This is a genomic window from Rhodococcus sp. 14-2496-1d, assembly GCF_002259365.1.
Classification (GTDB): domain Bacteria; phylum Actinomycetota; class Actinomycetes; order Mycobacteriales; family Mycobacteriaceae; genus Rhodococcoides.
The window spans coordinates 34,657-56,394 of sequence record NZ_NPFV01000004.1; the positions used below are offsets into that span (position 1 = coordinate 34,657).

At 64.8% G+C, this 21,738-nt stretch carries 17 protein-coding genes; 10 read left to right on the forward strand and 7 right to left on the reverse strand.

The window, feature by feature from the left end:
- Positions 1–22 precede the first annotated feature (22 nt).
- Entirely contained in the window at positions 23–1,492 is a 1,470-nt protein-coding gene (locus CH296_RS01830) for an MDR family MFS transporter (protein ID WP_094683888.1), read from the forward strand.
- Position 1,493: 1 nt separating this feature from the next.
- On the opposite strand, the gene CH296_RS01835 is transcribed toward CH296_RS01830, so the two are convergent.
- From CH296_RS01835 to pdhA, 4 genes are read right to left on the reverse strand one after another with little or no spacing between them, the layout of a single operon-like run.
- Positions 1,494–3,641, reverse strand: a complete 2,148-nt coding sequence (locus tag CH296_RS01835) for a thiamine pyrophosphate-dependent enzyme (RefSeq protein ID WP_094683889.1) — start codon at positions 3,639–3,641, stop codon at positions 1,494–1,496.
- 37 nt (positions 3,642–3,678) lie between these two features.
- Positions 3,679–4,971 (reverse strand): dihydrolipoamide acetyltransferase family protein, encoded by a 1,293-nt coding sequence (locus tag CH296_RS01840; RefSeq protein WP_094681563.1) that lies wholly within the window; start codon positions 4,969–4,971, stop codon positions 3,679–3,681.
- A 48-nt stretch (positions 4,972–5,019) separates the two neighbouring features.
- Positions 5,020–6,015, reverse strand: coding sequence for an alpha-ketoacid dehydrogenase subunit beta (locus tag CH296_RS01845; protein ID WP_032397600.1), 996 nt, complete (start codon positions 6,013–6,015; stop codon positions 5,020–5,022).
- The gene (gene pdhA / locus CH296_RS01850) at positions 6,012–7,094 is read right to left on the reverse strand and encodes a pyruvate dehydrogenase (acetyl-transferring) E1 component subunit alpha (RefSeq protein WP_094683890.1); all 1,083 of its coding nucleotides are present in this window, start codon (positions 7,092–7,094) and stop codon (positions 6,012–6,014) included. Before pdhA ends, CH296_RS01845 begins: the two co-directional genes overlap by 4 nt.
- Positions 7,095–7,228: 134 nt before the next feature.
- Between pdhA and CH296_RS01855 the strand changes: the two genes are divergently transcribed.
- Together CH296_RS01855 and CH296_RS01860 are read left to right on the forward strand one after the other, a co-directional pair.
- Positions 7,229–7,708, forward strand: a complete 480-nt coding sequence (locus CH296_RS01855) for an Lrp/AsnC family transcriptional regulator (protein WP_032397602.1) — start codon at positions 7,229–7,231, stop codon at positions 7,706–7,708.
- Positions 7,709–7,876: 168 nt separating this feature from the next.
- Positions 7,877–8,992, forward strand: coding sequence for a Glu/Leu/Phe/Val dehydrogenase (locus CH296_RS01860; protein ID WP_373453518.1), 1,116 nt, complete (start codon positions 7,877–7,879; stop codon positions 8,990–8,992).
- A gap of 49 nt (positions 8,993–9,041) precedes the next feature.
- Here CH296_RS01860 and CH296_RS01865 read toward each other — a convergent pair whose 3' ends face one another.
- Entirely contained in the window at positions 9,042–9,959 is a 918-nt protein-coding gene (locus tag CH296_RS01865; protein ID WP_094683891.1) for a LysR family transcriptional regulator, read from the reverse strand.
- Between the two features lie 173 nt (positions 9,960–10,132).
- On the opposite strand from CH296_RS01865, the gene CH296_RS01870 reads away from it, so the two are divergent.
- From CH296_RS01870 to CH296_RS01890, 5 genes are read left to right on the forward strand one after another with little or no spacing between them, the layout of a single operon-like run.
- On the forward strand, positions 10,133–11,167 hold the full coding sequence (locus CH296_RS01870) for an Ldh family oxidoreductase (protein ID WP_094683892.1): 1,035 nt from the start codon (positions 10,133–10,135) through the stop codon (positions 11,165–11,167).
- 28 nt (positions 11,168–11,195) lie between these two features.
- Positions 11,196–12,311, forward strand: coding sequence for an ABC transporter ATP-binding protein (locus tag CH296_RS01875; protein WP_094683893.1), 1,116 nt, complete (start codon positions 11,196–11,198; stop codon positions 12,309–12,311).
- Positions 12,308–14,071 (forward strand): iron ABC transporter permease, encoded by a 1,764-nt coding sequence (locus CH296_RS01880; protein ID WP_094683894.1) that lies wholly within the window; start codon positions 12,308–12,310, stop codon positions 14,069–14,071. The genes CH296_RS01875 and CH296_RS01880 overlap by 4 nt, the downstream gene beginning before the upstream one ends.
- Positions 14,072–15,193 (forward strand): ABC transporter substrate-binding protein, encoded by a 1,122-nt coding sequence (locus CH296_RS01885; protein ID WP_094645430.1) that lies wholly within the window; start codon positions 14,072–14,074, stop codon positions 15,191–15,193.
- A gap of 41 nt (positions 15,194–15,234) precedes the next feature.
- Positions 15,235–16,467 (forward strand): NADP-dependent isocitrate dehydrogenase, encoded by a 1,233-nt coding sequence (locus tag CH296_RS01890; protein WP_094629369.1) that lies wholly within the window; start codon positions 15,235–15,237, stop codon positions 16,465–16,467.
- A gap of 84 nt (positions 16,468–16,551) precedes the next feature.
- Here the strand turns inward: CH296_RS01890 and CH296_RS01895 are convergent, their stop codons facing one another.
- Entirely contained in the window at positions 16,552–18,003 is a 1,452-nt protein-coding gene (locus tag CH296_RS01895; RefSeq protein ID WP_094683895.1) for an NAD-dependent succinate-semialdehyde dehydrogenase, read from the reverse strand.
- Position 18,004: 1 nt separating this feature from the next.
- Positions 18,005–19,369 carry a 4-aminobutyrate--2-oxoglutarate transaminase gene (gene gabT / locus CH296_RS01900; RefSeq protein ID WP_094683896.1) on the reverse strand — a complete coding sequence of 455 codons (1,365 nt, stop codon included), beginning with the start codon at positions 19,367–19,369 and terminating at the stop codon, positions 18,005–18,007.
- A gap of 130 nt (positions 19,370–19,499) precedes the next feature.
- On the opposite strand from gabT, the gene CH296_RS01905 reads away from it, so the two are divergent.
- The gene (locus tag CH296_RS01905) at positions 19,500–20,996 is read left to right on the forward strand and encodes a PucR family transcriptional regulator (RefSeq protein WP_094683897.1); all 1,497 of its coding nucleotides are present in this window, start codon (positions 19,500–19,502) and stop codon (positions 20,994–20,996) included.
- A gap of 28 nt (positions 20,997–21,024) precedes the next feature.
- Positions 21,025–21,735, forward strand: a complete 711-nt coding sequence (locus CH296_RS01910) for a YoaK family protein (protein WP_094656479.1) — start codon at positions 21,025–21,027, stop codon at positions 21,733–21,735.
- Positions 21,736–21,738: the final 3 nt, after the last annotated feature.

Genomic DNA, 21,738 nt, shown 5'->3' on the forward strand with positions numbered 1-21,738 from the left:
CATACGCGAAAGTTCCCGACACATGACCACACCTGAGACCGCCCACGCACCCGACGCGCAGCTCGCGCCGGGAAGCAAGTTGCTGATCGGCATCCTCGTCATCGCAGCGTTCGTCATGATCCTCAACGAGACGATCATGAGCGTGGCGCTCCCTACCCTGATGGTCGACCTGAGCATCACGGCAACGACGGCGCAGTGGCTCACCACCGGATTCCTGCTGACCATGGCCGTGGTCATTCCCATCACGGGGTATCTGTTCCAGAGATTCACGTTGCGTCAGGTCTTCGTGGCAGCGATGACGCTGTTCACCGTCGGCACGCTGCTCGCGGCATCCGCCCCGGGCTTCGAGCTGCTCCTGCTCGGACGCATCACCCAGGCCAGCGGCACGGCCATCATGTTGCCGTTGCTCATGACGACGGTGCTCACCGTCGTCCCTGCGCACAAGCGCGGCGCGATGATGGGAATCATCTCGATCGTCATCGCCGTCGCTCCGGCCGTCGGCCCGACGATCTCGGGAGTCATCCTCGATTCGCTGAACTGGCGTTGGATGTTCTGGCTCGTTCTCCCCATCGCACTGATCGCATTCGCGATCGGTACCACGCTGGTGAAGAACGTGACGCAAACCGGTCGGCCTTCGTTCGATCCCCCATCGGTGGTGTTGTCCGCGTTGGCGTTCGGCGGCATCGTCTACGGCCTGAGCAGCCTGGGACATTCGGCCGAAGAATCGGTGGTACCGGTATGGCTACCACTGGCGGTCGGTGTGATCGCACTGCTGGTGTTCGTGCTGCGTCAGATCTCGCGCCAGGACCGTGGCGGCGCACTGTTGGACATGCGACCGTTCCGCACCACCACGTTCAGCATCGGCCTCGGCATGATCGCGATCTCGATGATGGCCCTGTTCGGTGCGCTGATCCTGCTGCCGATGTACCTGCAGAACGTCCGCGGCCTCGACACACTCGACACCGGCCTGATGCTGCTCCCCGGCGGATTGCTGATGGGCCTGCTCGCTCCGTTCGTCGGCCGCATCTTCGACCGAGTCGGGCCGCGCCCGTTGGTGATTCCTGGAGCCATCGTGATGAGCGCCGCCCTGTGGTCGATGACCGTGCTCGACGCGCAGACCGCCCTGCCTGTGGTGATCGGCATCCACATGCTTCTCTCGGCGGGACTCGCCTTCATCATGACGCCACTGATGACATCGGCACTGGGTTCGCTGCCCACCCCGCTGTACTCGCACGGAAGCGCAATCTTCAACACGGTGCAGCAGTTGGCAGGCGCTGCCGGAACCGCGCTCTTCGTCACCGTGATGTCGAACACCGCGGCGGCCCGAATCTCCGACGGCGCAACCCAGCTCGGCGGTTCGGAGGCCGGCATCCATGCCGCGTTCCTCTACGGCGGCGCGGTATCTCTAATGGCGGTGGCGGCGTCGTTCTTCATCCGCGCTACGGCACGCAAGGATGTCGACGAGGTCGCTCCCGTACAGCCGGTGCACTGAGTCAATCCGATTCGACCATCTCCAACGCCGCAGAGACGATCTCGTCTTCCGACAGGAGGACGAGATCGGCTGCGGCGCCCAGCGGTACGAACGAATTCTTGCTCGCCACTCGGCGGACCGTACCCGCGTAGCCACCCTCGACGAGCGCCGTCACGACGCCTTCTCCCACTCCCCCGTCGTGCCGGGTCTCGTCGGCGATCAACACGCGATCGAAGCCGTCGAGCCGGCGCAGAAGGTCGTCGACCGGCAGCGGAACGATCCAGCGCAGATCGACGATCGTCGCGCCGATCCCGCGCTCACGCAACCTCGATGCCGCACGCCTGCTCATCACCACCCCGTTACCGAAGGTGACGATGGCCAGATCGTCACCGTCCGAATGGATTGCGGTGGTGGCGAACTCGGCGGACGCGTCGTCGGCGCACCGCAACTCTCCGTCGCCGTCGTCCAGATCGACGCGGTGGTACAGCGCTATCGGCCCCAGAAAGACGCAGACCCGTCCCTCCTCCACGGCCAGCGCGACACACGTCCGCAGCAGCGCGGCGGCCTCGGCCGCGGAACTCGGAACCGCAACCACGATGCCCGGAATATCGCGCAGAACAGCGACCGCATTGTCGTTGTGAAAGTGTCCGCCGAAACCGCGTTGATACGCCAGACCAGCGATGCGTACCACCATCCCGTTGGTGTACTGGGCGTCGGAGAAAAACTTCAGCGACGCGGCCTCACCACGCAGCTGATCCTCGGCATTGTGCAGGTACGCCAGATACTGAATCTCGGGTATCGGGACGAATCCTGCCAGCGCAGCACCGAGGGCGGTGCCGAGCACCGTCTGCTCGTCGAGAAGCGTGTCGAAAACCCTTGCTGCGCCGTACTTCTTGCGCAAACCCTTCGTGACTCCGTAGACGCCGCCCTTGACGGCCACGTCCTCCCCGAACACCAGGACCTCCGGCCGCGCCGCCATGATGTCGGTGAGCGTCCTGTTGATCATGGCGGCGAGTGTCAGCCGCGGCCCGCCCTGTGCCGGTCGTAGGCTCTGCTCGGTTGCGGCCACCGCGATCGGTCTCCGTTCGGTGAGCGGAGCCATCACCGCCTCGGCGGTGGCCAGGCGCGACGACGCCCCGGACCGCAGCGACTCGACCATCGCCTCGGCCTCGCTCATCACGGTCTCGCGCATTGCCTCGTAGCGGCCCTCGACGTCGGCTGCCGAGAGCACACCGGCCCCGATCAGCGCACGTGCGCAGGCGAGCAACGGATCTCGTGCATAGTCGCCGACGATGTCCGCATTGGTGCGGTACGCAAGCTCGGCGTCGGATCCGGCGTGGCCCATCAACCGCACCGTCTCGAGATGCACCATCACCGGCCGACGCCCCGACCGCACCGCGGCGACAGCGGCGTCCACGGTTCGCATCAGCGCGACCGGGTCGGTCCCGTCGGCTCGCACGTACTCGATCGACGGAAATCGGCTGAGCGACCGCTCGATCCAGCCCCGCGGTGACCGGGTACTGATTCCGATGCCGTTGTCCTCGCAGACGAGGAGGATCGGCATCGGAATCGACTGGTAGGCACAGTACGCAGCCGAATTGAGCGCACCCACCGTCGTCGAATGATTGGCGGAGGCATCGCCGAAGCTGCACACCGCGATGGCGTCCTCGGGCCATGGCGTTCGGTGGCGCAGCGCCTTCGCTCGCCCCAGCGCGAATGCCAGACCGACCGCGCGCGGGACCTGCGACCCGATGGTGGACGTCTGCGGCACGATGCCCAGATCGGGGTGCCCGAACACCTTGTGCCGCCCGCCGGAGATGGGGTCGCGGGTGGAGGCGACCAAGCCGGCCAGCACGTCGCGGATCGGATTCGACCCCGAATGCTGTTGTGCGCGTGCGGCATGGAAGCCGCCGGAGCGGTAGTGCAGCAGAGCCGGGTCGGTGACCGTCGTCGCGGCACCGACCGCTGCATTCGACTCGTGCCCGGACGATCCGATGGTGTAGTAGCCGAAGCCCGTCGATTGCAACCAGCGGGCTGCGAAGTCCAGGTGCCGACTGGCGAGCTGAGCATCGAAGTACCTCAGCACACGATCCGGATCGGCGAGCTCCGGCCCACCCGTCGCCGCGACCCGAATCCGGTCCAGGAAATGCGTGTCGATCGCTTCCGCCACGCAAGCCCCTTTTCTTCACACGGTACGAGCCGGGAAATCAGCCCAGCGCGATCATATCCACCGGGCTGCTCAACAACCGGCCGACGAGCGCGAGAAACTGCGATCCTTGCTGGCCGTCGACGAGGCGATGGTCGAACGAGAGCGACAGTGTCGTCACCGACCGTAGTGCGATCTGGCCCTCGTGCTCCCACGGCATGCGGCGAATCGAGCCGAAACAGAGGATGGCAGCCTCGCCGGGGTTGAGGATCGGCGTACCGGCGTCGACTCCGAAGACCCCGACGTTGGTGATGGTGATCGTGCCGTCGGCGAGATCGGCAGGACTGCTCTTGCCTTCCTTGGCCGTCCGCGTCAGATCCGACAGCGCGCGGGCGATGTCCACCAGAGACTTCTCGTGAGCGTCCTTGATGTTCGGCACCATCAGCCCGCGCGGAGTCGCGGCGGCGATACCGAGGTTGACGTAATGCTTGGTCACTATCTCCTGACTCGTCTCGTCCCACGAGGAGTTGAGCGACGGATTCGATTTGAGCGCAACGAGAACCGCCTTGGCGACCAGAGCCAGCGGGGTCAGACGAACGTCGGCGAAGTGAGCGGACGCACGGAGGGAGTCCAGCAGAGTGAGAGTTTCGGTGACGTCGACGGTGACGAACTCGGTGACGTGCGGAGCGGTGAACGCGCTGCGCACCATCGCCTCCGCCGTGTGCTTGCGCACTCCCTTGATCGGGGTCCGTTCTTCGCGACCGGCCCGTTCCGCTGTCCGCTCCTCGACCGGGTTGTCACCCGCGAGGTAGGTGTCGATGTCCTCACGGGTGACGTCGCCGCGGTCTCCGGTGGCCGGCACCTCGGCGAGGTCGACGGCGTTGTCCTTGGCCATCTTTCGCACCGGTGGCGCAGCCAGCGGTTTCCCGTTCTGTCCGGTCGGTGTCGGGGTGGCCGGTGCTGCACCTCGGCCACCGCGTCGACTGGAGCCTTCCTTCGCCACGCCGTAGCCGACGAGAACCGGAACACGCTCGTCCCCGTCTTCGGCGGGAACCGTCATGTCCACATCGGGAACGGCAGGCTCCGGCTCGACACCGCCCTCGTCGTCGCCACCGACCCTGATGTCGATGATCGGTACGCCGACCTCGACGGTGTCACCCTCCGACACGTGAAGGGCGGCAACGACCCCGGCGAACGGTGAGGGAAGTTCGACGGCGGCCTTGGCCGTTTCGACCTCGGCGATGTTCTGATTCAGCTCGATGGTGTCACCGACGGCGACGAGCCAGGTCAGCAGATCGGCTTCGGTGAGTCCTTCCCCGAGGTCGGGCAACGGAAAGCTCTTGATGGTGGGCATCGTCGAATCCTGTTCGGTACGTATCGGCGGCGGTCGGTGAGCGCGAGGTCAGTGCGAGCGGCAGCGGTCGACTGCGTCGAGAATCCGGTCGACATCGGGAAGGAAGAATCGCTCCAGTTTCGATGCCGGGTACGGAGTGCCGAAGCCACCGACGCGCAACACCGGCGCCTCGAGGTTGTAGAAGCACCGTTCGGAGATTCGAGCTGCGATCTCCGAACCGAGTCCCATGAACACCGGTGCCTCATGGGTGACGACGAGACGCCCGGTCTTGCGTACCGAGGCCTCGATGGTCTCGAAGTCGATGGGCGAGAGCGAGCGGAGATCGATGACCTCGATCGACACTCCCTCGTGGGCAGCGACTTCGGCGGCCTTGCGTGCGGTGGCGACGAGTGGTCCGTACGCGATCAGGGTGACGTCGGTGCCTTCGGTGACCACCCGTGCCCGATGCAGCGGGTACGACGCGTCGGCATCGAGGTCGATGGGGCTCTTCTCCCAGTACCGACGCTTCGGCTCGAAGAACAACACCGGATCGTCGCTCGCGATGGCCTGCTGAATCATCGAGTAGCCGTCGGCGGCGTTGCTGCAGGTGACCACGCGAAGACCCGCGGTCTGCGCGAAGTATCCTTCGGGAGACTCCGAATGATGCTCCACGGCACCGATTCCGCCGCCGTAGGGCACCCGGATGGTCATCGGAATCTTGACGTTGCCACTGGTGCGGTAGTGCAACTTCGCCACCTGCGAGACGATCTGGTCGAACGCCGGATAGATGAAACCGTCGAACTGAATCTCGCACACCGGCCGGAAACCTCGCATCGCGAGGCCGACGGCGGTGCCGATGATTCCCGATTCCGCCAGCGGCATGTCGAGTACTCGACCGGGACCGAAGTCCTTCTGCAGGCCGTCGGTGATGCGGAAGACACCGCCGAGCTTGCCGATGTCCTCGCCCATCAGCAGGACCTTCGGGTCGTTCTCCATCGCTCGTCGCAGACCTGCATTGATGGCCTTGCCCAACGGGAGACTGGTGGGCCGTTCCAGGGTGGTCATGACGTAGCTCCTTCGAATCCGGCCTGGTACGAGGCGAATTGGGCGCGCTCGTCGTCGAGTAGGGGGTGGGGATCGGCGTAGACGTTGTCGAACACCGACATCGCGGTCGGCTCGACGGTTTCGAGGCAGCCGCGGCGAAGCTCGGCTGCGACCTCGTCGGCGGTGCGCTTCACCGAGGCGGCGAATGCGTCGTCGAACACGCCGATTCGCCTGAGCAGCCTCTCGATTCGATCGATCGGATCCTTGGCACGCCATTCGTCGTCGGTGGCACCCGAGCGGTATCGCGTCGGATCGTCGGAGGTGGTGTGCGGGCCCATGCGGTAGGTGACGGCCTCGATGAGCGTCGGGCCGCTACCTTCGCGGGCGCGGGCGAGCGCTGCCCTGGTGACAGCCAGGACGGCGAGAACGTCGTTGCCGTCGACGCGCACCGACGGGATGCCGTATCCCTCACCGCGAGCGGCGATCGTGGCCTTCGTCTGCACCGTGACCGGTTCGGAGATGGCCCACTGGTTGTTCTGGCAGAAGAACACCACCGGTGCGTGGAAACTCGCGGCGAAGCCGAGTGCCTCGGAAATATCGCCCTGGCTGGTCGCGCCGTCGCCGAAGTAGGTGATGGCTGCGCCCTCGGCCCCCTCGAGTTGCATGCCGATGGCGTACCCGGTGGCGTGCAGGCCCTGAGATCCGACGATGATCGCCGGCGTCGTCATGCGGTATTCGTACGGGTCCCAACCGGAGAGGGTCGATCCGCGCCAGAAGCGCAGCATCTGCGTCGGGTCGACGCCCCGGCAATAGGCGACCCCGTGCTCGCGGTAGCTGGCGAACACGAAGTCCTCGGTGTCGAGAGCGCGGGCCGAACCGACCTGCGCCGCTTCCTGACCGAGCAGCGGTGCCCACAACCCCAGTTCGCCCTGTCGCTGCAGTGCGGTCGCCTCGGTGTCGATGCGGCGAACGACCACGAGATCTCGGTACAAGTCCATCATCGCGGCCGTGTCGATGTCGGCGACCAGCGGCGAGTAGGTCTCGTTGCGGACCACCGTCCCAGATTCCTTTATCAGCTGTACCAGCGAGGTGGTAGTCATGATCGTCGCACTCTCCGTCGTGATGTGATGTCCTTCACAAGAACACCACCGACATCCACCCTGCACAAGTGATGACTTCACAACTGCGCAGTGTGCACAATATTGGGTAACGACAGAGCGACAGGAAGTGCGCAATGACCGATCTGGACAAGACCGACGCCCGACTCCTCCTCGCCCTCTGCGCCAAACCGCGCGCCACCGGCGTCGAACTCGCCACCACGTTGGGGCTGTCCCGCAACACCGTGCAGGCGCGCCTCGGCCGTTGGGACGACAAGGGATCGCTCACGCCCATCGATCACCGCATCCCACCGAAGTCGTTGGGACGCCCGTTGCAGGCGTTCGTGACCGCGCAGGTCAACCAACACACGCTCGCCGCAGTGACCCAACACCTTCGCACCATCCCGGAAGTGCTCGAAGTGTTCGGGCTGTCCGGGGCCGCGGACATGCACATCCGCATCGCGGCCGTCGATGCCGACGACCTGTACCGCATCGCAGGTCTCATTCTGGACATCCCCGGGGTGGAGCGCACCAACATGTCCATCGCGATGAGCGAGCTGATCCAGTACCGCACCAAGCCGTTGCTCGAACAACTCGCCGAGGACGGTCGTCGCTGAGCAGCCCGACCATCCCGGCTCGGTCGATCCGAGATGCACCGTGCAACATGCACATTCTCGGCAACAGCGGTTGACCAGCGTGCACGTTCACGACACCCTTCGGGGACACGAATTCCGGATACCACCCATTTCCGGTACCGCCGCCTCATCACCCGAAAGAGACCGCCTGTGTCCGTCGTTGCCGACCACCCCGCCGCATCGAGCACCTCGTCCGATTCCTTCCCCGCCGCGACCGGCGTCTTCGATCGTCCCGACATGCCACGCGACTGCGCACACGAACGCGTCGTGTTCTGCCAGGACCCCGACACCGGTCTGCGCGCGATCATTGCGGTCCACTCCACGGTCCTCGGTCCGGCTCTCGGCGGAACTCGCTTCTACCCTTACGTTTCCGAGCAGGAAGCGTTGACCGACGTGCTGCGCCTCTCCCGCGGAATGACGTACAAGGCGGCCGTCGCGGGAGTCGATCTCGGCGGCGGAAAGGCAGTGATCATCGGTAACCCCAACGCCATCAAGACCCCGACGCTACTGGGCGCGTACGGCCGATTCGTCGAGTCGCTCGGCGGAACCTACGTCACCGCGGGCGATGTGGGCACCAACAGCGACGATCTCGACATCATCGCCGAGGAGACGGCGCACGTCGTCGGCAAGAACACCACCGCCGGCGGCACCGGCGACAGCGGCCCCCAGACTGCGCTCGGAGTCTTTCTCTCACTCCTGGCCGCAGCCGAATCCACATGGGGCTCGGACGATCTGACCGGCAAGCGTGTCGGCGTCGAGGGCGCGGGCAAGGTGGGCTACAACCTCGTCTCACTGCTTCGCGAAGCCGGTGCCGAGGTGGTCGTCAGCGACTCCTATCCGCCTGCCCTCGATCGCATCGTCGCCGACTTCCCCGGTGTCACCGTGGGATCCGACATCATCGGTGCCGACATCGACGTCTATGCGCCGTGCGCCATGGGTGCCACTCTCGACGCGTCCTCGGTGGCCCGGTTGTCGGCGTCCATCGTCTGCGGCGCGGCCAACAATCAACTGCTCACACCCGACGTCGAAGCGATGCTGGCTGCCCGCGGAATCGTGTGGGTACCCGACTACGTCGCCAACGCCGGCGGCCTGATCCAGGTGGAAGGCGAACTGCGCGGCAAGGATTCGGCTCAGGTGATGGCCACGATCGGCAAGATCCGCGACACCGTCACGGGCATCTTCGCCATCGCCCGCGCCGAGGGCATCCTGCTCGGGGCAGCGGCCGATCGTCTGGCCGAGGATCGAATCGCGGCCGCCCAGGGCTGAGAGGTGGTATCCCTCCGGCATCCCGCACCGACGACGGCCTGTCGGAGGACTACCCCTGAGAAAGGTTGTATCCCTTCACGACCCGATGAAGCAGCCCTTCCAGGCGGAGACTGGCAACGGACGGTTTGACGTCCGACGGACGAGCCGTACAGATCCGCCGTGCCGGTACGGACGCGGCGAGCCGCTTGACGACGACCTCGCCGCGGACGTAGCTGGTGGCGAGTTGGGGGCACAGCGTGACACCGAGACCCGCGGCGACCATGGCCTGCGTTTCCTGATAGTCGCTCGCTTCGACCGCCACCGTCGGCGTGAAGCCGGCGGTGTCGGCACAGCGCCAGAGATGCTCTGTGGTGGGGTGACCTCCAGCTCGCACGATCCAGTCGTCGTTGCTCAGATCCGAGAGCTCGACCGTATCCGCGTGCGACAGTTCGTGATCACGCCGAACAATCAATACCGTTGAGTCGCTGAGAATTTCGCGAACGGTCAGACCTTCGTCGACGGTTCGATTCCACGGATAGTCCCACGTCAGCGCCAGATCGAGCTGCCGCGTCTCGAGCAACTCCCGCAAAGGTGCGATTCGGCTCGAATGTATCGACAGACGAATTCCCGGGTGCGCCTCACGTAGTCCGATGACGACGTCGGGCAACAACGACGCGGCAAACGTGGGAAATACTCCGAAGCGAACTGTCCCGGTGAACCCTTCGGCGAGCTCACGGAGATCGTCTTTCATCCCGTCGAGTTGCTCGTCGATGGCGCGTGCCCTCACGACAACCGCTCGCCCGGCCTCGGTCAAGCGCACACCGCGTGCATGTCGCTCGACGAGCTCGACGGCGAGTTCGGACTCCAACTTGCTGATTTGCTGCGAGATGGCCGACGAGGTGTATCTCAGCTCGTCGGCTGCCGCGGCCATAGATCCGTGTCGTCCGACAGCCGACAAGATCTGCAGCCGGGTCAAATCGGCCCTCATCTACCCAACTTTAGCATCACTTATGTCGGACTCAAGAAACCTTGACTACTACTTATCTATCGGCGCTGCCATAGTGGCTTTCGAGAGTGATCCAGGCCATAGGCCACCGTTCACCGGACCTGTTCCGCGAACGTTCCTCGACACTCCCCGACTGCACAGAAAGCCATGGCACCATGTCGACAGTTACGGTTTCCGCCGCCCAACTCGAAGATCTCGCATCGCGAGCACTGATCACGTGCGGCATGTCCGAGGCGTCAGCTCGGACCATCGCAGAAGTCCTCGTGTTGGCCGACCTGTTCGGCATCCACACACACGGAATCCAACGGGTCCCCCAGTACCTCGACCGCGCCGCGATCGGGGGCATGGATCCGCGCGCCGACGTCACCACCACCAGACCTGCCCCCGCTCTCGCGCTGATCGACGGTGCCAACGCAGTGGGACCTCTGGTCGGTAGTGCTGCACTCACCGCAGCCATGGACGGTGCCCGAACATGCGGTGTGGGAGCGGCGTTCGCACAGCACAGCAACCATTTCGGGCCGGTCATGCCGTACCTTTTCAAGGCTGCTTCGGAGGGATTCGCGGCGATCATCGCCAGTAATGCGACGACCACCATCGCACCGTCCGGAGGGAAGGCCACCCGGGTGGGCAACAACCCGATGGGATGGGGTGTCCCCAATCCGGGTGGCGACCCCATTCTTCTCGACATCGCGTTGAGCGTCGCAGCACGAGCGAAGATTCGGGCCGCGCAAACCGATGGCCGCACCATTCCCGCCACGTGGGCCACCGACAGCGCAGGCCACCCCACGACCGATCCGAGCGCTGCGCTCTCGGGGTTCCTGCAGCCCATCGCGGGCCACAAGGGATACGGGCTGGCGGTCATGGTCGACCTGTTCGCCGGATTACTTTCCGGTGCGGCATATCTGGACAAGGTCAGCTCATGGAGCGTCTCACCCGAGCGGGCCCAGAACCTGGGGCACTTCTTCGTCCTCGTCGACACCGAGCTGCTGCTCTCCGGGCCCGATCTGCACGAGCGCGTCCAGGACTTCGGGGATCGGTTGCATTCGGTTCCGGCAACAGATCCCGCCGATCCCGTTCGACTACCGGGCGAATACGAGATGGCGCGTTACCACGAGCAGATCCGAGACGGGATCACGCTCGACGACAGTGATATTCGAGCGTTGCATCAGCTCGTCGAGTCTCGGGTCTGAGAAGAACCGACAAGTCGAAGGAATTCCCATGAAGGTATCGATAGAGAATTTGACCCTCGCCTACGGACAGAACACCGTCGTCCGCGACCTCGATCTCAAGATTGCCGACGGAGAATCGCTCGTGTTACTCGGTCAATCCGGCTGCGGCAAGACCAGCACCATGCGTTGCGTCGCAGGTCTCGAAAGTCCGAACGAAGGACGAATCACCATAGGCGACAACGTGATGCACGATTCATCCAGTGGCCGAACCGTACCGCCCAACAAGCGCAACGTCGGAATGGTGTTTCAGTCGTACGCGGTATGGCCTCATCGCACCGTGTTCGAGAATGTCGCATTCTCGCTGCAGATGCAGAAAGTCGGTAAGGACGAACTCGTCTCCCGCGTGTACGAGACACTCGATCTGGTCGGGCTGCGTGAGTTGGCCGAGCGCGGAGCCAGCCTGTTGAGCGGTGGCCAGATGCAGCGGGTAGCCCTCGCACGGAGCCTGGTCATGCGCCCCAACGTCCTGTTGCTCGACGAGCCGTTGTCCAATCTCGATGCGCGTCTGCGCGAACGCCTGCGAATGGAACTACGTGAACTACAACTGCGACTCGGCCTGACCACGATCTACGTCACGCACGATCAGGTGGAAGCATTCGCCTTGGCCGACCGCATCGCGCTGATGCAGAACGGCCGAATCGTCCAGAGCGGCGCACCCGATCAGATCTACACCGCGCCCGCCAGTGGGTCGATCGCAGAGTTCCTCGGCGTGGGCAACCTGTTCGCGTGCTCACCCACTCCTGGCATGTCCGGAGCAGTCACGCTCACCGACCACGACTTCACGGTCCGAATCGATGCCACCGTGCCCGACAATGCCGACCGACTGCTCGTGTGCCTGCGTCCCGAGGACATGACCGTCACGCCCGTACACGACGAGCCGGCTACGGGAGTGGGTTGGGCAGGGCGTGTCGACGTCGCGAGCTACCAGGGGGCGTCCATTCGTTACCGCATCACTCTCGACGGCGGGCCGAACATCGAGGCCCTCGCCACCGGGGCCGCGAAACGGGCGCTGCACGTGGGAGAACGGGTCGCCGTCGACATCACACCCGGAGCCGCACAGCTGCTGGTCGACGACCGCACGCAACTCGTCGGGGCTCACTCGTGAGCGCCCCCACCACCGACCGTCCGCGGCACGCACCGGCACCGACGCCGAGCGTCTCGGTGTCGCGCACCCGCAACCGTCGGCTGCGGCGGAGCCTTCCGACACTCGTCCAACTCGCGCTTCTCGCGCTCATCGTCCTGTGCCCGATGTTCTTCATCGTCATGGGTGCCTTCACCGACAATCCCGACCGCAGCAACGTCTTCGACTTCGGTCACTTCACTTTCGACAACTTCGCTCTACTGGGACGCCAGTCGGCTCGAGAGGCGATGTGGAGCTCCGCGATCGTCGGAATCGGATCGTCGATTCTCGCCCTCCTCATCGGTGCGACATTGGCGTTCCTGGCCGCAAGAACCAACATCCCGGGTCGAAAATTGATCTACGGCATCGGAATTGCTCCACTGTTCCTGCCGTCGCTCGTCGGTGCGCTGGCGTGGGCTCTGCTCGCCGGCCCCGCAACCGGTTACCTCAATCTCGCCCTGACTGCCCTCGGACTCCGCGGATTCGTCGACATCTACAGTTTCGCCGGAATGATCTTCGTTCTCGGCCTGTATTACGCTCCGTATCCGTTCCTGATGATTCACTCGGCGTTGTCGTTGATGAATCCGGATCTGGAAGATGCAGCCAGCCTGCACGGGGCAGGGCTCACCCAGATGCTCCGCAAGATCACCTTTCCGCTCGTGCTTCCTGCCACGATCGGATCCGGCATACTCGTGTTCGCCCTGACCGTCGAGAACTTCGCCGTCGCACAGGTCATCGGTGTACCCGGCGGCGTGGACACCCTGCCCACCCTCATCTATCGACTCATGAACGCTGCGCCTGCCCGCAGTAACGACGCGGCAGCCATCGCCGTCGTCCTCACCGTTCTGCTCGTGATCGTCGTGGCCTTGCAGAACAGAGTGACCGGCAGCAAGGAATACACCACCGTCAGCGGCAAGGGAGTGCGCGCACGACAGGTGCCACTTCGGGGCTGGCGTTGGCCGGCCGCCGCTCTCGCATGGCTGTACTTCGTTCTCGCCGTGGCACTCCCGATGGGAGCCCTCGTGGTGGCGTCGCTCCAGACCAGCCCGTACCTGGCCCGATTCGGGGAGTTGTTCGACGCAGGCGCATTGTCCCTGTGGAGCCTGGGGCAAACAGTTCAGGACCCGGACTTCCACAACGTTGTGCTCAACAGTGTCATCGTCGGTGTGTCGACCGCGGCCATAGGCACGACTTTCTGTTTTGCGTTGGCGTACACCCGGTACCGGACCAGGTCGCCCGGACGATCGGTGCTGGAGTACCTGGCAATGCTGCCGTTGGCAGTTCCCGCCATCGTGCTCGGGCTGGGTTTGCTCTGGACCTGGCTGGCGTTGCCGGTGCCGATCTACGGAACTCTCGCCGTCCTCGTCGTCGCATTCATCGCAGTCTTCCTGCCGCAGGGATACCGCGGAGTGTCCTCCTCCATCGTTCAGCTCGACCAGGACCTCGAGGACAGCGCAGTGATGCTCGGCGCGAGCCGAGCAAAGGCCATCCGATTCGTGACAGTGCCCCTGCTCCGAATCGGGCTGTCCTCGACCTTTCTGCTGCTGCTCATGTTGTCGATGCGCGAATTGACTGCGGCCCTGTTCCTTTTCACCTCTGACACCAGACTGCTGTCCATAGCGATCTTCGACGCCTACGACAACGGATCCATCCGATCGGCAGCCGAACTCGGGTTGCTCTACTGCGTCGTGATCGGCGTTCTTGCTGCACTGTCCCGCCGATTCGGCGCAAAGGAGTCCAAGTAGATGACCACATCGACGATCCGGCGGTTCGGGGCCGCAGTGTGCGCGATCGCGGTCGCCGCGGTGACCGCATGCAGTCCACCACCGCAGGCCCCATCGCTGGCACGGTCGGCCGCGTCCATCACCGAACCAGGTGGGGCTCTGGTGATCGACGGCGAGCAGATCGCAGACCCGGATCTGTGGTCGCGCGCAGAATCCGAGGGCACGATAACGCTGTACAGCGGATACACCCAGGACACCGAATCCGAGGTGCTCGAACAGTTCGAGGCCGACACCGGTATCGAGGTGAAACTCGTTCGCTTGACCTCCAATCGGCTCTACGAACGCCTCACGGCCGAATACAGTACCGGTCGCCTCGATGCAGACGTCATCCGGATTTCCGACCCCGGATTCGTTCGGGGTCTGGCCGAGCGCGGACTGTTCCAGCCCTACTTGCCCGGTACTGCGGACAATCTGCAGGATGACGTCTCGTTCGACGACAACCGATATTTCCGCACGTTCAACCCGATCTACACCTTCGGCTACAACCGCGCTGTCGTCGACGACGCCGACGCCCCCACGTCGTGGAATTCTCTTCTCGAGGATCGTTGGGACGACAAACTCGGTATCGCGCAGGCCGGTTCGGGCGGAAGCGCGCTCGCTCTGACTCGATTTCAGCGCGATGTTCTCGGCGACGACTACCTCCGCAGATACTCCTCGGAGGCGCGAGTGTTCGACTCGATCGGTGCCCAGCTCGATGCCTTGGCCCGCGGCGAGATCAACGCGGGCACCGTCGTCGTGAGCAGCGTGAACATCGCGAACAACGAGAACGCTCCTGTCGATTTCGTCGTACCGGACGAGGGAGTCACCTCGTACGACTACTACACGGGAGTTGCCGACACCGCACGCAATCTTGCTGCCGCACAGGTATTCATGAACTGGAACCTCTCCACCCGCGGCCAGCGGGTGTTCACCGACCTCGGCGAATACTCGGTACGGACCGACGTCGATCCGCCGAACATTCTCGGTGTTCAGCTCCCCGACTTCACCGATCCCAAGGTGCACCGGATCACCCCGGAGGAATCGACCACCCACTCCGCCGAGGATCAGACTGCGTGGAACTCGATCTTCGGATACAACGAATGACCCTGCCGCAGTGCAGAGTCCACTGAAGGGACCTACCTCTCATGCCGAAGCCGAAAACCCGAGTCGAGGGCACCGTCGTCGAACTGGACGGCGACGAGATGACCCGAGTCATCTGGCACTACACCAGGGATCATCTGATCCTTCCGTATCTCGACGTGAACCTCGAGTACTACGACCTGGGAATACGGTCCCGCGACTCCACCGACGATCAGATCACCGTCGACGCTGCACGAGCTGTCGAGAACCACGGTGTCGGCGTGAAGTGCGCCACCATCACACCCGACGCCGGCAGAGTGGAGGAGTACGCTCTGCGACAGATGTGGCGCTCGCCCAACGGCACCATTCGGAATGTACTCGGAGGGACTATTTTTCGAGCCCCCATCATCATCTCGAATGTTCCCCGACTCGTGCCCGGGTGGACCGAACCCATCGTAATCGGGCGTCACGCCTTCGGCGACCAATACCGCGCCACCGATTTCACCGTGCCCGGGCCGGGTACCGTCACCATCACCTACACCCCCGACGACGGAGGCGAACCGATACAGCACGAGTTGGTGAGGTTCACCGACGAAAGCCTCGGCGGAGTGGTGCAGGGTCAGTACAACTTCACCCAGTCCATCATCGATTTCGCGCGGGCCTCGTTGAACTACGGTTTGCAGCAGAACTATCCGGTCTACCTGTCGACGAAGAACACCATCCTGAAGGCGTACGACGGCCGATTCAAGGACGTCTTCGAGCACATCTATCGGACCGAGTTCCAGACCGAGTTCGAGGCAGCCGGACTGACGTACGAACACCGCCTCATCGACGACATGGTCGCGTCGGCCATGAAGTGGAAAGGCGGGTACGTGTGGGCCTGCAAGAACTACGACGGAGACGTGCAATCGGACTCGGTCGCACAGGGATTCGGTTCACCTGGCTTGATGACGTCCATCCTGCTCACACCGGACGGCAGAACATGCCTGACCGAAGCTGCCCACGGAACCGTGCGACGCCACTTCCGTAGGTACGAGGCCGGTGAACCCACGTCGACCAACCCGATCGCGTCGATCTTCGCCTGGACTCGCGGCCTCGAACACCGCAGCAAGTTGGATGGAACGCCCGACGTGGGCCGGTTCGCCCGCACACTCGAACACGTCGTCGTGAGGACCGTCGAAGACGGTCGAATGACGAAGGACCTCGCAACACTGATCGGTGAAGACCAGCACTACCTGACCACCGAGCAGTTCCTCGACGCGGTCCGCTACGAATTGGACCGAGAAATGCGGCGATGATCTCGGCACACGACGCTCCACTCCCGGTCGTGGATCGAGGGGCATCCTGCACCCACGGCCTGGGGTGGAGCGAAACGTGCGGCTCTACCGTAGAGCGATGTACTTGGTCTCGAGGTATTCCTCGATGCCCTCCGACCCGCCCTCGCGTCCGAAACCCGATTCCTTCACCCCACCGAACGGGGCGGCCGCGTCGGAGATCGCACCGCGGTTGACCCCGACCATGCCGGTGTCCAGTGCTGCCGACACCCGCAGTGCTCGGTCGAGGCTCTCGGTGTAGAAGTAGGCCACCAACCCGTACCGGGTGTCGTTGGCTGCGGCGACGGCCTCGTCCTCGGTGTCGAATCCGATGATTGCCGCGACGGGCCCGAAGATCTCGTCCTGCAACAGATTCGCGTCGGCCGGGATTCGGTCGAGCACCGTCGGCGCGTAGAAGAATCCGGGTCCCTCGGGTGCGGCTCCGCCGGTGCGCACTCGGGCTCCCTTCGCGACGGCGTCGTCGACCAGTGCGGTGACCGTTCGACGCTGCTTGTCGTTGATGAGCGGCCCGATGTCGGTACCGTCCGCATCACCGGGACCGACGGTCAGCGCGTCGATCCGTGAGGTCAGCTTCGCGGTGAATTCCTCGCGCACCGAGTTCGCGACGTACAGACGATTCGCTGCCGTGCACGCCTCGCCGCCGTTGCGCATCTTGGCCAGCATCGCTCCGTCGACAGCGGCGTCGACGTCTGCGTCGTCGAACACGATGAACGGGGCATTGCCACCGAGCTCCATCGACGTCCTCAACAGACGATCGGCAGCGTTGCGCACCAACAGTTTTCCCACTCCGGTGGAACCGGTGAACGTGATCTTTCGCAGCCTCGGATCGTCCATCAACGGTCCGGTGACGGACGCGGCGTCGGAGGCCGGGAGTATCGACAGCACGCCACGCGGCAACCCGGCGTCGGCGAACACCTGCCCGAGCAGAAGCATCGTCAGCGGGGTGTCCTCGGCCGGTTTGACGATGACGGTGCACCCCGCCGCCAGTGCCGGCCCGATCTTGCGTGTGCCCATGGCCAACGGGAAGTTCCACGGGGTGATCGCCAGGACCGGACCGACCGGCGACTTGGTGACCAGGATCGAGCCGTTGCCCGCAGGGGCGGGGGTGAACCGGCCGCCGATCCGGACGGCCTCCTCACCGAACCAGCGTAGGAACTCGCTGCCGTACTTCACCTCGCCGTGGCTCTCCGCCAACGACTTTCCCATTTCGAGTGTCATCAGCAGAGCGAAGTCGGCAGCACGCTCCTGCAGCAGATCGAAGGCGCGCCGCAGAACCTCGGCTCGCTCACGAGCGGGCGTCGCCGCCCACCCCGGCTGCGCCTCGGCGGCAAGGTCGAGCGCGGTGATGCCATCGGCTGCGGTGGCGTCGGCGACAGTGGTCAACTCCTCGCCGGTCGCCGGGTTCAGCACCGAGAATCGCGCGCCCGACGCAGAGGGAGTCTGCACGCCACCGAGCCACAGTTCGGTGGGCAGCTTGGAGATCAGGTCGACAGCCGACATGTCAGTTCTCCTGTGCCACGGCGCGCAGCGCGTCTTCGAGCACGGTGAGCGCTTCACCGAGCAACTCGTCGGAGATCACCAGTGGCGGCAGCAACCGGATGACGTTGCCGTAGGTACCGCACGTCAGCACGATCACCCCGGCCGCGAGTGCCGCCGCCGCAACGGCTTTGGTGGCCTCGGGGTTGGGCTCACGTCCACCCGGCACGACGAGCTCGATCGCAAGCATGGCTCCCCGGCCACGCACCTCACCGATGATGCCGACCTCGGCACTCAACGCATTCAGTCGCTCGAACACGATTCGTTCGATGTCGCGGGCTCGGGCGTTGAGGTTCAGTGTCTCCATCTGTTCGATGGACGCCAGGGCCGCGGCGCAGGCGACGGGGTTTCCGCCGTAGGTTCCACCGAGTCCACCGGGATGCACGGCGTCGATCAGATCGGCCCGGCCGGTGACCGCGGCCAGCGGCATTCCTCCTGCTATCCCCTTCGCCATGGTGATCAGGTCCGGCACGACGGACTCGTGTTCGCTCGCGAACCACGCGCCGGTGCGGGTGAATCCGGCCTGTACCTCGTCGGCGATGAACACCACGCCGTTCTCGCGTGCCCAGTCCGCCAGTGCAGGCAGGAATCCTTCTGCGGGCACGATGAAGCCGCCCTCACCCTGAATGGGTTCGATCAGGATCGCGGCCAGATTGCCCGCGCCGATCTGCTTGTCGATGACGGAGATCGCTCGCGCCGCCGCCTGGGCACCGGTGACCGCGGAACCGTCGGAGTTCAGGCCCTCCCTGAACGGGTAGGACATCGGGGCCCGATAGACCTCGGGGGCGAACGGCCCGAACCCGCTCTTGTACGGCATCGACTTGGAGGTCAGCGCCATCGTCAGATTGGTACGACCGTGGTAGGCGTGGTCGAACACGACGACGGCCGACCGCCCGGTGGCGTGCCGTGCGATCTTCACGGCGTTCTCGACTGCCTCGGCACCACTGTTGAACAGCACGCTGCGTTTGTCGTGATCCCCCGGCGTCAACTCGGCGAGCTTCTCGGCGACCTCGATGTACCCCTCGTACGGCGCGATCATGAAACACGTGTGGGTGAAGTGTGAGACCTGATCCTGCACTGCAGCAACGACTGCCGGGTTCGAGGCACCGACTGTCGTCACTGCGATTCCGGCCCCGAGGTCGATCAGCGAGTTCCCGTCGACATCGACCACGACGCCACCGTCGGCATCGGCCACGTACACCGGCAGCGTCGACGCCACGCCTGCACCGACGACGGCCTTGCGGCGCTGCGCCAACGCCGCCGACTTCGGACCGGGGAAGGCGGTGACGATCTTGCGTTCCTGCGGAAGTCGGTACTCGATCGAGGCCATGGTCGCACCTTTCGTGTGGGCTTGTGCAGTCAGTATGCGACTCTCCGAGCGAGACAGCGCGACGCCATTTCGTACACATCAGGGCTGGATCACACTCCATTTCGGCACACACAGCGCTACAGTTCCACAGGTGAGCGTGCAGATGTCCTGGCTGCTGAGGCAGCAACACCTCCGCCTGAGTCATCGCGGCGGACCGGAGCGCAGCACTGTGCCGATCACGTTCGCGCAGGCGACCGAGCTCACCGATCCGAGCCCCTGGCTGTCCGGCGGTGAACTGATTCTCACGACCGGGCTCGGCTTCGACGCCGACGGCCCGGCTCTCGCCACCTACGTCCGGACCCTGGCGGCCGCGGGTGTCGCCTGCCTCGGATTCGGAGTCGGGTTGTCCCACAGCACGATCCCGCGTCACATTCTCGACACGGCCGAGGCCGTCGGCCTTCCCGTCGTCGAGGTCCCGTACGACACCCCGTTCGCCGCCGTGATCAGGGCGGTCATGAAGCGCATAGCCGAGCAGGAATACGAGCAGGTTCTTCGTGCGGCCTCGGTCCAGACCCGTATCACTCGGGCAGCGTTGCACGGCGGCGTCGACGCGATCGTTCGCGAACTGGCCGTCGCCACGTCCACGTCGGTGGCGCTGATCGGCAATCGCACCGAATCGTTTCATCCCGCCGCCGCAGCCGATCTCGTCGAGCGCGCCCGCGAGGTCGCCCGCAGCATTCGCCCGTCGTCGTCACCGGCCACGGTCTCGGTCAGCGAACCGGGGTGCACCGTCACTCTGCACTCCGTCGCGATCTCCGGCGGGGCGTCGAGCTTTCTCGCCATCCGTACCGCAGGCCCGGTGACGGGTGTCGAGCAGATCCTGCTGGGGCACGCGGTGTCGCTGGTGACCCTCGAGCTCGAGAAGCCCACACGTCTGCGCGCCGAACAGTCCCGACTCAACACGCTCGCGCTCGGGTTGTTACTGGACGGCCATCTGCCTGCCCCCGACGGCACCGCGCTACCGAGCTACCTCGTGGACGCGGCCGACGACGACTCTCGCGTCAGGGTTGCGATGGTCCGCGGACCCGCCGAGCGCGTCGTCGAGGCGGTCGATGCCGAGTGCCGGGCCCGGGCGCGGCCCACGTTCGCGCGCACGACCGACGCCGGTGTCGCGGTGTTGTTGCGCGGTAGCGATGACTCCGATGTCGTTGCTCGACTGCTTGATTCACTGCCGAGGTCGGTGTGCGTCGGCCTCAGTTCCAGCCGACACATCTCCGAGACCCCTGTTGCTCTGCAGCAGGCTTCGCTCGCGTGCGCCGCAGCCGGCGCGAGCGATCGGATCGTCGAGTTCACCGGATCGATGCTGTTGGCGTCCGAACCGGTGCAGGAGTCGTTGCGTGCCATGGCTGCAGTCACCATCGCGGTACTGGCCGAGTACGACCGCACCCATTCCGCCGATCTGGTGGGATCGCTTCGGGCGTTCCTCGAGGCGAACGGGCATTGGGAAACCGCTGCGGCGCATCTGTCCGTTCATCGTCATACGCTGCGAAACCGCATCACGCGGTGCGAGGAACTGCTCGCGGTGGATCTGACGTCGGCGCGGGTACGAGCCGAACTGTTGCTCTCACTGCTTGCCTCGACAACGTGACTATCGGCGATCGTGTCAGGATCTCCCGATGACCACGCCTCGTCCCGAACCCCACATCGCCGTCGCAACTGCGAAATCGGTCCGACTCGGTGTTCTGCTGGCGGCAGTCGGTGGATTCCTCGACGCGTACACCTTCATCACCCGTGGCGGGGTGTTCGCCGGGGCGCAGACCGGCAACGTGGTGCTGCTCGGCGTCGATGTCGCCGGTGGCCGGTGGGTCGAGGCGCTGGCTTTTCTGCCGCCGTTGGCTGCCTTCGTCCTGGGCGTCGCGACCGCAGAGTTCATCGCGCTGCCCGCGGTTGCGAAGATCGTGCGACGACCGGTACGGGCGGTGCTGGTGTTCGAGATCCTCGTGGTCCTCGTCGTCGGTTTTCTGCCGGCGACCGTGCCCGATGCGGTGGTCTCGGTGATTCTCGCTCACGTTGCCGGCGTGCAGGTGACCACCTTTCGCGTACTGGTGGATTCGCCGTACAACACCACCATGACGACCGGGAATCTCCGCAGCATGGCGATGGCCGCATTCCATCGGGTGGTCGAACACGATCTGGAGGCCGGAACCCGCGCCCGACGGTTCGGCGCGGTGATCTCGGGATTCTTCGGCGGGGCGCTGCTCGGGGCGGTTGCGGTCGAGTTGTTCGGGCTACGGGCGATCTGGGTGGTTGCCCTCATGCTGACGATCGCCCTGGCGTTGTTCGTGTTCGACGAGCGCTCTCCCCGGCCGCGATCGCCGAAACACTGAGCG